Origin of the sequence: Mucilaginibacter antarcticus (assembly GCF_042686155.1) — a bacterium.
In the GTDB taxonomy this organism is placed as follows: Bacteria; Bacteroidota; Bacteroidia; order Sphingobacteriales; family Sphingobacteriaceae; genus Mucilaginibacter; species Mucilaginibacter antarcticus.
The window spans coordinates 26,151-43,488 of record NZ_JBHUON010000015.1 but is presented as its reverse complement, the minus strand read 5'-3'; the positions used below and the strand labels follow the sequence as shown (position 1 = coordinate 43,488).

The following is a 17,338-nucleotide window of genomic DNA, read 5'->3' as shown; positions in this document are numbered from 1 at the left end:
TGGCTGCATGAGCGACTATCGTATCCCCCTGAAGTACCGCAAGATGGAAAACTTGCACATCGTTTTTTGGATATTTAAAGACATAGGCTGGTGCCTTATCTGGAAACCAATGGGTATACTCATGATTTTTCCAACACTCATTATCTCTATCATTATAGCTTACCGCACCCGCCAAATGATGGCCGAACTTTGCCATAACCTGGCTATTACCCTATGGATCTTAGCCAACTCGTATTGGATGTCGGTAGAGTTTTTAGGGTTGGATGCTACGACGGCTTATCAGGGTGTCACGTTTAAGCATTTGGCTTTAATACCCTTCTTATCAGGCGTAGCTTGCCTGGCGTACTACTATCTGTACTGGTCTCGCTTGCACCCGGACGATCTGGCGGATTAATCTGCGCCGGCATGGTTGATCAGCTCACTCATTGCATCCCGCTTGCCTATCGAGAGATGGAGATTGTAACAGCTAGAACTCTTTATTATAAAACACCCTCGTTAACAGTTTCCTGGCGTCACCGTCTGGGTCGCTCTTTACAACACATTGATCGTTAAACATCATCGTAGCGCCGTTAGCATCGTTAAAAGCGGGCCACTGGGGTAAACCAGCATGATTGGGGTTGCCGCTGCGTGCAAAGTTTATCCAGGCTTTAGCCATTTTTTCACCAAGCTTACGGGCTTCATCACCGGCACCGGTGTAATTTTCGGCTACGTCAGTATTGCCAAAAGCAAAAGGTATCTCGCTGCAGTGAAATGCCCGTGGCCTACCGTCTAACTGCGGCGTGTGCCAGGCAAACATGTACAGGTAAACCGGCGCTGCATTTTGAGCAGCTTTACGGCTGGCCTGTAAATAGGCTATCGGGTTTTGCGCGCTTAAGTATGTTAGTATTTCAACCGGTTTTGCGGTAGGATGCGCCTTACGTAAGGTTTGATAAACAAGATCTCCTTTTGTTTTAAATCTGTCGGACAGGCGCTTTTTGAGGCCGCCTTCGTCCAGGTTTTCTATATTGGCATCACCTATAGCTACCCCTGCTTCGTTACGGCAAGTGCCCACCATAAAAGGGACATTTGCAGACATTCCAGGAGCGACGGGATCAAACGGATGCGTAGGTAAAATCTTCTCATCAACCACAGGCTGTAAACCCGACCGACCGACATCAGCCGGGACTTTACCACCCATTTTACCTTCGGCATAAGCAATAGCTTCCTGCAAGCGTAAAGGTTTAACTTTATGAATGTCGGCTATATTATCTTTGTTGATACCCAGGTTTGCTAACGCGATTTCGGTGATCTGTTTGGCATAGGTATGGGTAGCTACCTGTACAATAGAATTGCTTTGTGAGATAGCCCTATGAAACAGTCCTTTGGCCGAAGGCATGGCCATTAGCGTAATCACCTTAGTGCCCCCACCCGACTGACCAAAGATGGTCACGTTATCCTTATCGCCGCCAAAATTACTAATGTTATCGCGTACCCATTCTAATGCCGCCACAATATCCAGCATACCCACGTTGCCAGATGATGCATATTTAGCACCATAATCTGACAGATCTAAAAAGCCATGGATATTTAAACGGTGGTTGACAGACACCACCACCACATCGCCCAGCTTAACCAAATTCTCACCGTCATACGATGGATGCTCCTGGCTTGAGCCCGAAAAGAATCCACCCCCGTGCAGCCAAAACATCACGGGACGCTTTTTACCATCAGGGGCGGGTGTCCAAACATTAAGGCGGAGGCAGTCCTCATCCTGATAGCCATCTATCCATTGGTATAAAAAACCATACTCTGGCGCAAGCCAGCCTGTGTTAAGTTTTTGCGAACAGATAGGGCCATATACCAGGCAGTCTTTCACCTTATCCCAATTCTTGGGCCTCACAGGCGGCATAAAGCGATTATCCCCGGCGGTTGATGCACCGTAAGGGATACCTTTAAACGTAAGTACCTTGTTGCGGGTATAGCCTCGCACTTTGCCATGTTTGGTATCAACTACCGCATTTTTAGCACCTGCTAAAACCTTGTTGCCTTGAGCCGGTGCAGGTTGCGCCGCAGCGATTGCAGGGGCTATATAATTTAAGCCGGCTGCTGTGGTAAGCAGGCCGGCTTTTTGCAGAAATTCTCTTCGGTTATTTTTCATGGGAGGCCTTTACCTAAAGCAATCGAGAGCGGATTTGCCCTGCTTGCTCCCAAACAAACAAGAAACGATCTTTTGTAATCTGTACCGATTTAGCAAAATCGCCCTCACCTATCACCGATGCCTTTTTGGTTGACAGGGCCATCATTTTGAGCGTGTCTCTATCTTTATAAGTTATAACGGGCTGCTCAACTTTGCCGGTAAGGCTACAGGTTTTGCCTTTACCAATGTATACCTCCGGGTCGCCGTCCTGGGCAAAGTAAATCTCGCCTTTACGTTGCCAGGTGGTTTGCACCTGGTTTTTTGCACCGATCCGGATATCGCCTCCATCCATTGGGCAACCGTCTAATTTCCAGGTGCCAAGCCCCATCTTTTGGGCTGCCAGGAAAGATTGACCTCCGTTAACAGATTTTAGCGTGTATAAATCTCTTGATCCGTTTATCCAGTTTCTAAACATTACAGCTACGGTGTTACCTGCTACAGCAATACTTGGCTTACAGCACTCGCAAACATGCATATCCGGCGATTGGTAAATAATACGGTTAGCCGCCCACTTACCAGATTTTGCGGATAGCGAAGAGAAGCATATCTGATTGCGTTTACCTATCCGTACATCCAGCCAAACCGCGTAAAAATTATCTTTATTATCAGCGCCGATAGCCATCATGCCTTCAGGTGCCGATCCTTTCATATCATTAATGATACCCATTGCTTGCCATTTTGCCGCGCCGCTACTTTGCTTAAACCAATGGATATCTCCGGCTTGATCCATTACAGTAACTATGGACCATCTGCCAGAACTTGCTAACTGAGGGCCTCTGCCCATGCCCAGATGCATACCCGGTACCTGCGCTACTAAAACTGGGTTACCAAAGGTCTTAGCATGATCGGTAGACGTTGCGCAAAGCACCTTGTCGTCTAAGCCATATACCACCCTTACTATTCCGGCATTGTCAACACTTATTTGTGGTTGTTTGCCTTTACCTACTGTGTATACATCAGTTAAAATAACATTGGCCTGCGCTGTAAAGCCAGTTACCAGTAAAATAAAAAAAAGCCAATTTTTCATACTTAAAACTATTTAGTTGCTGCCGACATAGACGGTGGCGCGTCGCCGGGCTTGCTGCCCCAATTCATATTTGGTTTTGGGCCCATCACTAAAACAAGACTGCCACCGTTCACTATATCCTGGTGATATACCCATGGTTTGGTCAATGCCTTACCATTAAATGTAGCCGACTGAATATACTGGTTTATTACCGAATTATTCTTGGTTTCTATTGTAAAATTTTTGCCTTTATAGTACTTATTATCTAACAAAATCGTGGTTTTTGTAAACAGCGGACTGCCAATTTCATAAAACGGTTTGGTAGACGCACCGCCATCGGTTTCAAATAATCCCATCGCTGCCATTACGTACCAGGCGCCCATCTGGCCCTCGTCTTCGTCGCCCAGCCAGCCGTGGTATGGGGTCGAGCCATAGTACTTAGTCATAATTTCGCGGGTCCATTTCTGGGTAAGCCATGGCTTGCCCGAGTAGTTAAACAACCAGGCCGCCTGCATATTAGGCTGATTACCATGATTTACCGGAACCAAATCGTACATGTCGCCATCGGCATTAAAACTAAATTTTGATGACTTTTCAAAGCCTTCGTTCAGGCGATTGTTAAACTCGTCTATACCCATAAGGTTGATGATGCCCTGAACGTCATGGGGTTTAAAGAAACTATACTGCCACGCATTCCCCTCTAAATACCCCGGGCCACTAAACGAGGTGCAGCACAGCGGATTCCAATCCTTCACCCAGCTACCGTCACGGTTTTTCATGCGGACGTATTTAACTGAGGGGTCCCATATTTTAGCGTAGGCATCGGCGCGTTTCATAAACATGTCAGCCTCTTTGGTTTTGCCTAAAGATTTGGCAAACTGGCCCACGCACCAATCATCATAAGCATACTCTAAGCTGTTAGAAACCTGCCCCTCCTCGTTAGGCACATAGCCTAATTCAAGGTATGATTTGTAGAACCGGTTGCCTGCATAACCACCCTCGGGCGTAACCACACCCGGTGTAGTTTGCTGGTGCATCATGGCCTCAAAAGCCAGGTTAACATCAAAATCGCGGATACCTTTTTGATAAGTAGCTGTAATTAAAGCAATCTCATGAGATGCTTCCATAATGCCCGAGTACTCAATGCCTGCCGGTCCTTTAGCCAGCCATCCCCCTGCTTTATAAATTTCTAGAAGTGACCGGGTCCATTTGCTGGCGATGTCCGGGTTAACCAACGTCCAAAGCTGGTTAAGGTTCCAAAACGTGTTCCATAAAGCATCCGAACCAATAATGGGCGTATTAGGGTCCGATTGTCTTTCCTTTTCGTTAGGGTCTATCCACTTACCGTTCACATCGCTCCAGGTGGTGCGCGCCACGTAACTGCGGTATAGGTTGCTGTAAAATTTCTTCTTGTTCTCCTCGGTGCTGCCTTCAACTTTTATCTTGCTTAACAGGCCGTTCCACACCGTGCGGGCATTGTTACGCACACCGGCAAAGCTCCATTTAAAGGGGTTCATCTCGGTAGTCAGGTTTAAACGTGCCTGTTCAATGCTCACCAGAGATATGGCGGTTTGCAGTTGTATTACTTCGCCATTATGGCTTGCAAAATCGGCATAAGCGCCCATTTTACCTTTGCCTGTTAGGGTGGTTACGTTTTTAGAGATTTTATTGCCTATCCAGCCGCCGAAGCCTGCCATAGGTTTATCAAAACGGGCCACAAAGTGTACCGTATATTCTTGCCAGCCCCATTTTTGTTTAGAGTAGCCTTCAATCTCTGTATCACTCACTTTGGTGAATTTGGCATCCAGTATCTCGGCTGTATTTTCAAAAGGCACATCAAGGTTGAATAAGATGTGCGCATCCTGGTCTTTAGCATAAGTAAACTTGAAGAAGCCTGCACGGGTGGTGCTGGTCAACTCAGTCATGATATCGCCGTTCATCAACTTAACACCATAATAGCCCGGGCTTGCTTTCTCTGTTTCCTTGTAGATGCGCGAACGGTAACCCGTTTCCCAACCCGTAGTTGGGTTATCTGCCGATCCACGTTTGATATTCAACACGCCAACCGTAGGCATTACAGACAAGCCGCCCATTGTCCATGAGTGGATATGGCTAAAGCCGCCAATGTTGTTCAGCGAATATTCGTAACCCGACTTCCAGACAGCTTCCTGGTTATCAGGCGCCAACTGCACCATCCCAAAAGGCATGGTAGCACCCGGATTCAACATCCAGCGCGACTCTGATGTGCCCAGCAGCGGGTCGGCATAATCTACTGGTTGCTTTACTTTTTGCTGGGCAAGCGCCGGCTGCAAGGCGGCAAATAACCCGGCAATTAATACAGTTGTTTTAAGGGATATCATGGTAATTTATGATTTATAAACTGACCACTTTATCAGCGATCAATATTTAACTTGCAATACTTTTACAGGCCCCAATAACCCCGATGATACCACGCCTTTACCCATATTAGGCATTACCAGCGCTGATACTTTACGCTCTGCAACAGGTAGTTTACTATCTCCTATCAGCCGGTTTACCCATGTATTTACCACCTTTACTTCAATTTCGTTATTGCCGGCTTTTAGGGCGCGGGTAATATCTAATTGGTAAGGCGGCGTCCATGCGCCACCGACGTCAACACCGTTAATTTTTACTTTGGCAATGGCCCGGGCAAGGCCCAGATCGAGGATATAATTGGTTCCTTTTGCTAAAGTAGTAATATTAAATTTATTATGATAAAAGGCCGTACCCGAATAGTATCTAATGCTATCGTTAGGGTGTATCGACCAATCTGTCAGTGTTTCAAACACCACCGGCTTTTTAGGTCCGCGCATGCTAGCATCAAAATTCACCGTCCATGGCTTGTCTATTGCGATGGTAGCTGTTGGCTCGGGATAATTAGTCTCGCTGGTGTCCTTCTTAACTCCATCTTTCCTGAAAATTACAAACGCGCTTTCATAAGGCGCAAGTTTTAACGGAACAGCAGTTATTCCATCTTTTTGATAGTACGATGGCAATGTGCGTCTGTCGCCGGTGACAGCATCCCATAGCTCGGGTTGTTTACCGGTTACCCTAAAATCAGGGGTAATATTTACCGTTTTCGTTTTTTGGTTAGATACAAAGTAGATATCCCCGCCGTTTACCGCGCGATGGATAAAAAGGATCGAATCGCTTTGCGCGACCTTTGCATCAGGGACTACTTTAGCCAGGTCCAACGCTTCCTGCATACCCATGCCAGACAGCACCATACCTTTGCCATAGCGGTTTACTTTAACTGTATTACCATCTACCTTACCCCACAATTCATTGGCGATAGCTTGTACCTGTTTGTCAGCCTGTGGGTAACCCTGCAAACTTGGCGACCGGCTTGGTTTCGGACCAAGGATAACCGCGCCTTGCGATACCAGATCTTTTAATTTAGCCAGCAGCTCGGGGCGGATAGTTTCCAGTTTAGGTAATACCAGTACGCTGTAGTTAATGCCGTTTGGCAAAGTAAGTTTACCGTTTTTAACAGTTATGCGTGTTTTTAGGACTTCGCCATTAATGTAATCGTAGGAGTAACCCTGTGGCAAAGCCGGATCTGTGATGCCTGTCATTTTAGGAGCGTCTTCGCCGATAAAGTAGGCCACATCGGCAACGTAAATACCTTGTTGCAGCATCATATTGCTGCGTTTTATGTATCTTAAAAACACGTCCATATCATAAAACCAGGTATTATGACGATTAAACTCGACACCAAACCAGGTATTTATGCCCGGAAGTTTATCGTCATTGGGTTGCTGCACATAAACGTGCATCAGGGTATTGTTTATCCCCTCGGTAAAAAACCTGTCGCCGCGCTTTTTAAACATGGCAGGGTAACGCGAGAATGCGTCGCCGGCCGCCGTGAACGACTCTGCAGACACCTTGGTTTTGCCATAAATATGCGCTGATGACGAGGCCGCCTTATTCTCAATATCACCCAAATCACCCTCGCTCCAAAATTCGCCACCTATCTCGTCAGACTGACCACCGTATTGCAAAAACTCGCCCGGGAAACCCCAGTGACCGTAGTTCTCTAACCATGTAGTCAGGCCATGTTTGTGAGCCACATCGCGCAAGCCACCAACGTATTTATAAGATACGTCATCTGCAATCAAACGGCGTAAGTCCCACAAAAAGCGATCAGACTGGTCGGCACTGCCAACAACCTTACCCTGCATCACCGGCATTAATGGAACAGGATCATAATTGTAAACCTGCTTAAATTCTGTGATCAGGAGGTCGGTCCAGTTTTGGCTGCCGGTTTCGTAGCTATCCTCGACGGTTACCTTCCAGGTCTTACGGTCGGCAGCCGGTATGCGGCGCATAATCTCGCCCATAAAAGCATCAAAATGGGCGGCGATGTGCTCCCTGCTCATCTTGTCAGCTTCAAGCCCGGTACCCTCCGGGGGTGCCGGCGAGTTTTTGACATTCGTCGGTGTCATGCCCGTACGCTCAATGATCCAGTTTCCGGCAGGGACGTTCCAGTTAAGCGTGCCGTCGGCAGCCATATTTTTGCTGATATCGATCACCCTGGCAGGATTGATCACATACTTGTCATTGTCAATAACCGGCTGCGGCTGCCACTGGTAAGCATCCCAAAACGGGTGCGGTGTGGGCCACATTTTGGCTTCGGTTTTTTCGATGTAGTTTTCTATAACAGGCGTCGCTGAGAGTTTGATTTCGGCAATTTTGGTGTTGTTAGACACGCGGCTAAACACAATCCTGAAATCTGTAGCGGAGGTAGCCGGGATGGAAACCGCAGCAGGTGCAAATGGCAAAAACCCAACATTTAAAGCTGCGTTATTACGATCGACCGAGAAGTGTTTAAGGGATGTAAAGACACCATTTGTTTTTACCTGAATATCGCCCTCAAAGCCCATTGCGTCATGGCTCGGGGTGATCAAGACACTACGGGCAGTGAATGATTTATCGGTATGAATATCCAATGCAAACGGTTGTCCGCGCGGAATCTTAACGCTGGTTGCCTCGTCATTATCCATTAAACTATTTACTGATTGCGCTGCCGGGGTTGAGGTAAGCGTAGGTTTCAGATCAGCTATTGATGCGTTATAATCATCAGCTACCGGATAAGCTATCACTTTCACATCCTGAAAAACGGGATTGGGTTTTGCCAGTATTTTATTAAATGGCTGTGGCCCCTTAGCCATGGTTTGCGATGAGCTGAGGTAACGCATTGCCTGCTCTGGCTTAACCCAGGGACCGCCTGACTGGCTCCAACCGGGACTGTTAAAAATCCCTATTTCGATATTTAAGCGGGTAGCGGTTTTAAGCGCAGTATGCATAACTTCCCACCACTCGGGGGTAAATATCTTTACTTTACCGTACGGCAGGTCGTCAATACCAATATTACCAATAAACGCACGGTTAATACCCACCCGTTTCATGGCCTCCAAATCCTTAACAACGCCTTCTTTTGAAACATTGTCTGACAACCAGTACCAATAAACGCTTGTTTGGATATCATCCGGCACGGTAATAAAACCGGTTTCGATAGATTTAAAATTGGCCATTGCCGCGTTGGGCATGGGTTTAACCTGCGCCGAAGCATTCATAGTTATAACCGACGACAGCAGGCAGGCAACGAAACAGTTAGATATAACAGCCTTATTTAAGCTCATTACGTTTGTTCTTTAGGTATAAATTGAGGTTAATAATTTAGCTATAAGAGTTGGTGAATTGTAGCCAAACCCAAACGTAAGGTTTACAGAAAAACAATCCATCCTGTACTGTCTTGATAGTAGTAGTTATCGAATGACTCTGTAGAAACCTCACCCGTTAATTTTGCGCCCTTTTTGGGCCAAACAAAAAACCCTCTTTCCGCCAAAGGCGAAAAGAGGGTGGTCGAGCGAAGCAAAGACCGGGTGAGTCTACCGGGTGTTATTTCTGGGCCGTCAATTTCTTGATCAAATCAGTTTCCTCAGTTTTATAAATGCTACCGTCTTTTCTAAAGATATCATGAAACCATAATTCGGGCTCTGCGCCGCTTGGCATTGGGGTATCCCAGGCATAAATGGTATTGGTTTTACCGGCAACAAAGCCCCAATTAATTGCGCCTACATTTTCTTTTTTCAACATTGGCATAATGGTGGCAAAGGTGCTTTTGCGCGGGCGGGCCATGTATTCTGTGCAGATTAACGGCTTGCCGTGGGTTTTTAACAAACGCACCTCCATTTGGTGCTCGGCGGTTTCACCGTAGTTATGATAGGTTAATATGTCAGAATTCAGAACCTGCACAGCGTTCAATTTTTCAAATGACAGATCCCATACGCCTACAGATATTGGCTGATCAATAGCCACACTGCGTGCCCATGCAAAAACATTAATCAACAAAGGCATTGAGCTTTCTCTTTTACCGCTGTTACCCGGCTCGTTAAACAAATCCCACAACAAGATGCGTTTGTCATGCGCAAAGGTGGTTAGCACGTCAGTAACATAACCTTTCAGGACAGCCATTTCTTTAGGATTATCTAAAGCGGGTACGCCCGGGTCTTGCATCCAGCCTGAGTTGTGTACACCCAGTTTTGGCTCAGGTTGTTTGCCAATTTTGGGGTCCTTGTTCCAACAGTCATCAAAAAACACAAACATGGTTTTAATGTGGTGCTTATCAGCGATAGCTAAGTATTGTGATACCCGCGATTTAAAACCTTTAGGATCTTGGGTGTAAGCTAAGCTATGCAGAAAAACACGCATGGTATTAAAGCCAATACTTTCGGCATACCCAAGTTCGCGGTCTATAGTCGTTGGGTCAAAAGTATCGGCCTGCCACATTTCCAGCTGGTTAATGGCGTTGCTTGGGGTAAAGTTTGCACCTGCAATCCATTGATGTTGTTTGTACCATTGGTTAGCTTTTTCTGCCGACCATATTTTTGATTTTACAAGGGGTTTAGTTTGCGCGTTTACGGTAAGCGCGCTTAACATAAGGGCTCCGGCTAGCGCCAGGTTTATCAGTTTTTTCATTATTTGTTATACTATTGGTAGTGCAATTATATCTATTTTAATTTAAGTGTGCACCAGGTGTAGGGCTTATCAGCTTCATTTGATGATATATTCTCGGTGTAGCCGTCGCTGGCATTAAGCGCCACATTTAAACCTATCCTTTTATTTAATGCGGGCTTGCCGCCAAGTAATGCCCAGGGTATCGCTATTTCAACCACATAAGCGCTTACCTGCTTTTTCGCTTTCCATTTTATACCGGTAGCTGTTTGGGTTGCCCATTGTCCGTCCTCACCCTGGTAAACTGCCAATTTATCATCAGCCGATACATTAAATTTGTAAACGCCCTTTTCAATGGTTGTATGGTTTTTGTTTTTAGGGTCGATATAAATATCAATAGACGACGACGCATTTGGCCGCTCACTCACCTGCGCAAACGCATACAGACATTGATCATCAAACACAAAGCCTGTCTCTAACTCGGTCATACCATCCTGCGCAATAATAATAGGCATATTATTTACCCATACACGTTCATTTTCTAACCCATCAATATCTATTTTTCCTTTTTTTGCTATTAAGTCGGGGATGATCTGACCTTGTATCATCCAAACCTCGCCCCCACGCCCAGTACTATAATTATTGGTGCTGGTTAGTGCCGCAACAGTATATTCATCCAACACGCTCAAACTATTCCACAACCCCGATTTATCCGCAGCTAATTTAAAGGGCACTGTTTTACGGTTAAAGTTCATCGCCCTATCATCGCCAATCACCACTTTCATCTCGCTGTGATTCATGTCGTTGATGCGGCCCTCGGTGCCTTGGTATGACAATATAGTTTCGCCCGTTTTTAGCTGGCGTAGATACGGCGCGCCGGCGTAAATACTGTCAGGGATCTTCTCACTAAGTGCATAGGTGCGGTTAACATCGCTTGCCCCTACTACTGCCTTCCAATTATTAGCTACGTTGCTGCGGATAATATATGGCTTAAAGTTTTTAAAGCCATTATCTTCTATAGCATACACTATCTCTTTACCGTTATTTAACAACACAGGCACAGGCATCCCATCGCGAGATCGCGGCCTGAAACTTGTAGCAACAGTCGCCGACCATGTTAGACCGCCATCAGTAGAGCGCAGCATCGAAATTTCCTGTTCGTTTGATTTTCGGTAAGGGCTCTCGTTAGCAAAATATAGCTGGATCTCGCCATTTGGCAATTGTATGGCGGCAGGTTCCCAGCAGCCATTGTCAAATTTGTTATCGGCCTGGTAAATTGTACGCTCGTCGGTCCAGGTTAGGCCGCCGTCATAGCTCTTTTTTGTTTTTATGCCGAAATGTTTGCTGGTGTCGGCACCACGGCCCGGTCGCGGATTATAGCCTACTAATAGCGAATGGTCTTTCAGTTCCAGTATATCGGGGACAGCCATACTTACGCCCTCGACACGCGGAGCTATTACCGTTGCTTGCGCCGACCATGTTCTGCCATCATCAGTACTTTTTACGCATACCGTGCTGCCGCCTGCTTCGTAGACGCAGATAAGTGACTTGTCGTGCAATTTTATCATCCGCGCATAGCCGCCACCACCGGCAGCGGACACCTTTTTTAGCGTACCGTTATCCCAGGCAATACGGATGCCTCCGACGGGTGGCATAGTTTGCTGCGCCGCGCAATGCATCGACACAAAAAACAAAAGCGTAATTGCATAGGGCCTTAATGCTCGCATAAATACTGGTTGATTGATTAGCAGGGTTAATATTACGCAATTTATTGAAAACACAGTCAAGACAGTACAGGATGGCAAATCAACTCTGGTAGCTTATGTTTGTTAAACCAATAATAAAACTTAGCCTACAGCTATTCTTATGATCTTCAAAAAGTCAACCATCTGCAAAATATCGTTTGCCTGTTTAATGTGCCTTTGCTGTTTCTCCGCTTCAGCTCAAAAAGACGCGCCAAAAATCGTCAATATTGTCAACTTTATACGTTTGCTGGAGCCGCGCGATGCCAAAATAACGCAGGATGTATTGTACCAAACCGTGGTACAACAGGTAGAGATCATGAAGAAATATAACCTGGGCGGCAGCTTTCTTTTACAGTACGATGCGCTGATGGATAAACGCTATCAAACCCTACTGGCCAGCCTGCCTAAAGATAGCTTTGAAATTGGCGCCTGGTGGGAAATACCGCAACCAATGGTTGAAAAAGCAGGCCTTAAATGGCGTGGCCGTTATCCGTGGGACTGGCATGCCGACGTGGGCTTTTCTACCGGGTATACGCAACCGGAACGTAAAAAGCTGATCGACGTTTACTTTACGGACTTTAAAAAGATCTTTGGCTACTATCCAAAAACAGTGGCATCGTGGTTTATTGATGCTTACAGCATAAACTATATGTATGAGCAATATGGTATTGTAGCCTCTGCAAACTGCAAGGACCAATACGGCACCGATGGTTATACCCTTTGGGGCGGCTATTGGAACCAAGCCTACTATCCAAGCAAAATCAACTCGTACATGCCGGCGCAACATGCTGATAAGCAAATCCCGGTACCAATTTTCAGACTATTGGGCAGCGACCCGGTGCGCCAGTACGACACCGGCATAAGTTCGACACGCCAGGGTGTTATAACGCTGGAGCCCGTATATAACTTTGGTGGCGGCGATGAAAAATGGGTTAACTGGTTCTTTAACGTTTTGGTTGATGATCCATCAGTTGGCTTTAACTATACGCAGGCCGGGCAAGAAAACTCTTTCACCTGGCGGGATATGAAAAAAGGGTTTGAGATACAAATGCCACTTATTGCAAAGCTGCGAAACGAGGGTAAAGTAAAGGTTGAAACCATGGAGCAGTCGGGCTTATGGTTTAAAAAGACCTACAAAGTTACACCGCCAACATCATTTTCCGTAAGCAAGGATATTGATGGCAGCGATTTGAAGACCGCCTGGTTTAACAGCCGCTTTTACCGCATTAATTTGCTTTGGGAGAAAAACACGCTGCGTATTCGTGATATACATTTATTTGATGAAAAGCTGCCATCTATTTATGAAACCCAACCGGTGACATCAAACGAGTGCACGTTTTTTACCCTCCCGATAGTAGATGGTTACTTGTGGAGCAAGCGCAATGATCTTGCCGGGATGCGCCTCAAAGCTGTGATTGATGGCAAAGAGATATTGTTGGAAGGTGGCCAACCTAAGTTTAGCAAAAAGGGCGAAAAGGCCCTGCTGATCTCGTGGCCGTTAACAACCATAACCGGATCTATAGAGATGGAAATGACGGAAAATGAGCTAAAAATAAAACTGGTAAGCAAAACTAAAGCTAACTGGTACTTTGACCTTACCACCACTGCAACGGCGAAGTTACCATTCAAAAACATCGGCACAAAACAGTTAGATTGTACATTTGAAAATTTAAACTATAGCCTTAAAGCCAAACAAGGCGCTTTTAGCAAACCTGAAAGCGCGGTATTACGCCTATCGCCAAAAGCTAATAGCATTGTTTTGAATATGGCTGATATAAACTAACGGTCGGTCATCTATGTTGTATAGGATGACAACTCGATTAAGTCAATTTATTACTTGCCCTGTTTAAAATCCCATATCTTCAGGTACTTTAACACTCCCTTACCTTCGGCAAAAACCGAAAGATTAGTGGCGTTGGCATCCGGGTATATCATAGTAGAGATCACCTTTTCGCCCCCGTTACCAAATACTTCAAGCGATGAATTATCAACCAGAACCTGTAGTTTAATCACGCCGTTGATGGGTTTCATTGGAGCCAATAGCATCTGGTTTCTGCGCGATTTGTTGTTGACTTCGCCGGTAGAGCCGTCAATATATAACCGCTGATTTACGGCATCATAACCTACCATGACATTCTTAGTCACGTCGGGGTTTTCTACCAGGTTAAAGCCTACCTTTTTGGCATCGCCCAGGTTAAACTCAGCCTCTAACCAGTAGGAGTTGCCAGTGAATGGCCGTTCCTTGTTAAGATTTATACGGGTATCGTTAATGACTAAATTCTTTTCCAGCAATGACTTTTCTAAAGCATATCCCGACAGCACCTTAGCTACTACCGATGATGGTGACTGGATCAACACCAAACCATCCTCTATAGCTTTAAGCGACAGATCATGCGGGATAGACATTTGACCTTTCCACGGAAAGGTTTCGCGGGCGCCGTTTTGCAGCCAGCCTAACAAGATCTTTTTGTTCTGCGGTGCATCTCGCCACTCAATGGCGGCGTAGTAGGCATCGCCGTAATTAAGTACCCTTACTTTTTTACCCTCATTATCATCTTTAAAGCTTATGCCGTCAAAATCGCCTATGAAATATTGCATTAAAGGGCCTCTCTCGCTGCCTGACGACACCAGCATCACCCATTTAACTTTTGAGCCGCCCTCTACATTTATCGGCAACAAAGACGGGCACTCCCAGCCATAGCGTGTGTACCCTGCCGGACCAAAGTCGCTTAATACATCCCATTTTTTTAGGTCTTTTGAGCCATAAATACGTACCTGGTGCTCATCCACCATAGCCACGGTCATTACCCATTGTTTGGTGTCATCGTGCCAAAACACGGCCGGGTCCCTAAAATCTTTTTTGTTAATGTCTATAACAGGGTTCCCCTGGTATTGGGTATAGCTTAGGCCACCATCATTACTGTAAGCAATGTATTGCGACTCCTTTTTTTGTTTAGGCTGATTTGCCGTAAAAATGGCCACAATAGCCGGATCTTTTTTGGTGCCAAAACCGCTTGTATTATTCTTATCAATAACCGCTGATCCTGAAAAGATCCAGGTGGTAGTGTCTTTAGTTTCAATTTCGGGTATAGCAACCTGCAAATGCTTCCAGCCGATTAGATCCCTGCTCACCGCATGGCCCCAACTCATGTGCCCCCATACGTTTTCTAAAGGGTTATGCTGATAATATAAGTGATACTCGCCGTTAAGGTAAAACAAACCGCTAGGGTCGTTCATCCAGTTTTTTTCGGGTGTAAAATGGTAGCGGGGCCTCCACTGCGGTGTAGGGATATCCTTTTTCTGACCAAATACCGTCGCCGCAGGCAGCAACAAAAGGCCGGCTACTAAACTTTTATTCAGCATTATTTTTAGCATTGCCAGGTTACAAGTTGGTTTAATTGGTTGCGCCGCAAGCGTGCGAAATTAAAGGTAGTACTTATATATACAATTAAAAACATTTATAGCTAAAAGAGCTCACTTCCGTGTATTTTTAGCGAAGAAAAAAATCGGCATATCACAAACCGTTCTTTATATTTGATGTAAACCAATTCAAACCATGAAATTTCTTTCCACTCTGTTTGTAATGCTTTGCTGCGCGATGTCGTCATCGGCACAAAAAGCAGACACCCTGTTTTTTGAGAGTTTTAGCGGCAATAAACTTAACCGTGCTGTTTGGAACGTTGAGGTAAATAACCGCGCCGACAATAACGAGCAGCAAGCCTATGCCGATACAGCAAGTATTATTATTATTGACGAGGGGCAGCTCACCGTAAAACCTATTTACCATCCCGGTTTTAGCCAAAATAGGGTGAAGCTGAATGATTTTGTATCTGGCAGGATAAACACACGTAACAAATATGAGTTTATGTATGGTAATGTAACCGCCAGGATGCGGGTAACCGCAGGCGAAGGTTTATGGCCGGCGGTTTGGGTATTAGGTAAAGGCAAATGGCCCGACGCCGGCGAAATAGACATTATGGAAACCGTGGGCGACCCAACGTGGGCCAGCAATGCTATACACGGGCCAACATATTTTGGCAACACACCACTAATACAGCGCAATGTATTATCTACAAATAACGACGTCTCAAAATGGCATACCTACAGTTGCAACATACAGCCCACAGAGATAACCTTTAGCATTGATGGCAAAGTAACTTATAAGGTAACTAAAGCCATGGTTGAAAAATTTGGCACTTGGGTATTTGACAACCAAAAGTATATCCTGCTTAATTTGGCCTTAGGGGGCGGATACCCCCAGGGAGTTTTTAAGATGAAGGGCCCATATCCTGGTTTAACCGAAGCTACGGTTGACAAAATAAAAAAAGGCCAGGCTACATTTGAGGTTGATTGGGTTTTGGTGACTAAAAATTAATTAAGCCGCGCTATCCCTGTTAAACCTATGCTTATAATCGATAGGCGACAGACCAGTTATCTTTTTAAATACTGTACGAAAGGTTTTAACATCGGTATAACCAACATCGTACATTACCTCGTTTACATTTTTGCGGGTGTTCTCCAGGTGCTTTTTAGCGGCTTCTATTTTTACGCGTTGTATATATTCGGCCGGTGTATTGTTGGTGGCTTTTTTAAACCTGCGGATAAAATGACGACGGCCTATGGCAAATCGGGTCGCCAGGTCTTCAATGGAGATCCGTTCGGTCAGGTTTTCTTCAATAAATTCCTGCGCTTTTTTTATTGGTTCATCCTCATGCTTTTTCTGCCCGTTAAACATAATGAATGGCGACTGGCTTTTGCGGTCAATCTCAAGCGCGAAGAATTTTGATATGCGGATAGCCATTTCGCGCCCGCTATATTTTTCAACCAGGTTAAGCAATACGTTCCAATATGAGCTGGCCCCACCGCTTGAATACAAGCGGTCACCTTCGGTTATAATACTACCATCAGCCAGTGTAACCTCGGGGAACATCGCCCTAAACTCATCGGCCAAAAACCAATGTGTTGAGCAGGCTTTACCATTTAACAAACCTGTTGATGCCAACAGAAAAGCACCCAGGCAAAGCGATGTAACCTCGGCGCCACTGTTATATTGTTTTACTATCCAGGGCAGCAGGTCTTTATTGCGTTCAATAGCCAGTTTCATATCGCCACTAAGGGCTGGGATAATTACCAGGTCGGTTTTATCAACCTCGTTACACAGGGCATCAGTATTAACAGCAAACACATTGTTATTTAATGGTATTTGCCTTTCAAGGCCCACCAATTGCACATTAAAAGCAGGCTCTTTACCCGCCGCGATTAAAAATTGATTAACGGTAGTAAACAAATATCGCGGGTCTACAATAGCTGCCGGCACGGCATCATAGGGCACTAAAATGGATATATGTTTCATGAGGGCGGTTGCTTGTTCATCAAATTTACTAAAAGGTAGTGAACAAAAAACAGTATGTCTCAAATCACCCCTTAACATGT

General features: G+C 45.5%; 11 protein-coding genes. 3 read left to right on the top strand and 8 right to left on the bottom strand.

Going from position 1 to position 17,338, the window contains the following annotated elements; all coding sequences use genetic code 11:
• Positions 1 to 7 precede the first annotated feature (7 nt).
• The gene (locus ACFSYC_RS12895) at positions 8 to 394 is read left to right on the top strand and encodes a hypothetical protein (protein WP_377128193.1); all 387 of its coding nucleotides are present in this window, start codon (positions 8 to 10) and stop codon (positions 392 to 394) included.
• A 72-nt stretch (positions 395 to 466) separates the two neighbouring features.
• On the opposite strand, the gene ACFSYC_RS12890 is transcribed toward ACFSYC_RS12895, so the two are convergent.
• The 6 genes from ACFSYC_RS12890 to ACFSYC_RS12865 all read right to left on the bottom strand — a co-directional run bounded on the left by ACFSYC_RS12890 (position 467) and on the right by ACFSYC_RS12865 (position 11,887).
• A complete protein-coding gene (locus tag ACFSYC_RS12890) occupies positions 467 to 2,137 on the bottom strand; it encodes a carboxylesterase/lipase family protein (RefSeq protein ID WP_377128190.1) in 1,671 nt (556 codons plus the stop codon).
• A 13-nt stretch (positions 2,138 to 2,150) separates the two neighbouring features.
• The gene (locus tag ACFSYC_RS12885) at positions 2,151 to 3,203 is read right to left on the bottom strand and encodes a hypothetical protein (RefSeq protein WP_377128187.1); all 1,053 of its coding nucleotides are present in this window, start codon (positions 3,201 to 3,203) and stop codon (positions 2,151 to 2,153) included.
• Between the two features lie 8 nt (positions 3,204 to 3,211).
• The gene (locus ACFSYC_RS12880; RefSeq protein ID WP_377128184.1) at positions 3,212 to 5,542 is read right to left on the bottom strand and encodes a GH92 family glycosyl hydrolase; all 2,331 of its coding nucleotides are present in this window, start codon (positions 5,540 to 5,542) and stop codon (positions 3,212 to 3,214) included.
• 39 nt (positions 5,543 to 5,581) lie between these two features.
• Positions 5,582 to 8,845, bottom strand: coding sequence for a glycosyl hydrolase (locus ACFSYC_RS12875; RefSeq protein ID WP_377128181.1), 3,264 nt, complete (start codon positions 8,843 to 8,845; stop codon positions 5,582 to 5,584).
• 259 nt (positions 8,846 to 9,104) lie between these two features.
• A complete protein-coding gene (locus ACFSYC_RS12870) occupies positions 9,105 to 10,184 on the bottom strand; it encodes a 1,4-beta-xylanase (RefSeq protein ID WP_377128178.1) in 1,080 nt (359 codons plus the stop codon).
• A 32-nt stretch (positions 10,185 to 10,216) separates the two neighbouring features.
• Complete coding sequence (locus tag ACFSYC_RS12865) at positions 10,217 to 11,887, bottom strand: exo-alpha-sialidase (protein ID WP_377128176.1); 1,671 nt, start codon at positions 11,885 to 11,887, stop codon at positions 10,217 to 10,219.
• A 139-nt stretch (positions 11,888 to 12,026) separates the two neighbouring features.
• On the opposite strand from ACFSYC_RS12865, the gene ACFSYC_RS12860 reads away from it, so the two are divergent.
• The gene (locus ACFSYC_RS12860) at positions 12,027 to 13,688 is read left to right on the top strand and encodes a hypothetical protein (RefSeq protein WP_377128173.1); all 1,662 of its coding nucleotides are present in this window, start codon (positions 12,027 to 12,029) and stop codon (positions 13,686 to 13,688) included.
• Between the two features lie 50 nt (positions 13,689 to 13,738).
• Here the strand turns inward: ACFSYC_RS12860 and ACFSYC_RS12855 are convergent, their stop codons facing one another.
• The gene (locus tag ACFSYC_RS12855) at positions 13,739 to 15,280 is read right to left on the bottom strand and encodes a glycoside hydrolase family 32 protein (protein WP_377128171.1); all 1,542 of its coding nucleotides are present in this window, start codon (positions 15,278 to 15,280) and stop codon (positions 13,739 to 13,741) included.
• Positions 15,281 to 15,461: 181 nt separating this feature from the next.
• Here ACFSYC_RS12855 and ACFSYC_RS12850 point away from each other — a divergent pair, with 181 nt between their 5' ends.
• Positions 15,462 to 16,280 carry a glycoside hydrolase family 16 protein gene (locus ACFSYC_RS12850; RefSeq protein ID WP_377128168.1) on the top strand — a complete coding sequence of 273 codons (819 nt, stop codon included), beginning with the start codon at positions 15,462 to 15,464 and terminating at the stop codon, positions 16,278 to 16,280.
• Here the strand turns inward: ACFSYC_RS12850 and ACFSYC_RS12845 are convergent, their stop codons facing one another.
• Positions 16,281 to 17,258, bottom strand: coding sequence for a GlxA family transcriptional regulator (locus ACFSYC_RS12845; RefSeq protein WP_377128165.1), 978 nt, complete (start codon positions 17,256 to 17,258; stop codon positions 16,281 to 16,283).
• Positions 17,259 to 17,338 lie beyond the last annotated feature (80 nt).

What these genes read in the sequence shown, in the direction of transcription:
- ACFSYC_RS12895 (WP_377128193.1), top strand. Translation starts at nt 8, where the DNA reads ATGAGCGACTATCGTATCCCCCTGAAGTACCGCAAGATGGAAAACTTG.
- ACFSYC_RS12890 (WP_377128190.1), bottom strand. Translation starts at nt 2,137, where the DNA reads ATGAAAAATAACCGAAGAGAATTTCTGCAAAAAGCCGGCCTGCTTACC.
- ACFSYC_RS12885 (WP_377128187.1), bottom strand. Translation starts at nt 3,203, where the DNA reads ATGAAAAATTGGCTTTTTTTTATTTTACTGGTAACTGGCTTTACAGCG.
- ACFSYC_RS12880 (WP_377128184.1), bottom strand. Translation starts at nt 5,542, where the DNA reads ATGATATCCCTTAAAACAACTGTATTAATTGCCGGGTTATTTGCCGCC.
- ACFSYC_RS12875 (WP_377128181.1), bottom strand. Translation starts at nt 8,845, where the DNA reads ATGAGCTTAAATAAGGCTGTTATATCTAACTGTTTCGTTGCCTGCCTG.
- ACFSYC_RS12870 (WP_377128178.1), bottom strand. Translation starts at nt 10,184, where the DNA reads ATGAAAAAACTGATAAACCTGGCGCTAGCCGGAGCCCTTATGTTAAGC.
- ACFSYC_RS12865 (WP_377128176.1), bottom strand. Translation starts at nt 11,887, where the DNA reads ATGCGAGCATTAAGGCCCTATGCAATTACGCTTTTGTTTTTTGTGTCG.
- ACFSYC_RS12860 (WP_377128173.1), top strand. Translation starts at nt 12,027, where the DNA reads ATGATCTTCAAAAAGTCAACCATCTGCAAAATATCGTTTGCCTGTTTA.
- ACFSYC_RS12855 (WP_377128171.1), bottom strand. Translation starts at nt 15,280, where the DNA reads ATGCTAAAAATAATGCTGAATAAAAGTTTAGTAGCCGGCCTTTTGTTG.
- ACFSYC_RS12850 (WP_377128168.1), top strand. Translation starts at nt 15,462, where the DNA reads ATGAAATTTCTTTCCACTCTGTTTGTAATGCTTTGCTGCGCGATGTCG.
- ACFSYC_RS12845 (WP_377128165.1), bottom strand. Translation starts at nt 17,258, where the DNA reads ATGAAACATATATCCATTTTAGTGCCCTATGATGCCGTGCCGGCAGCT.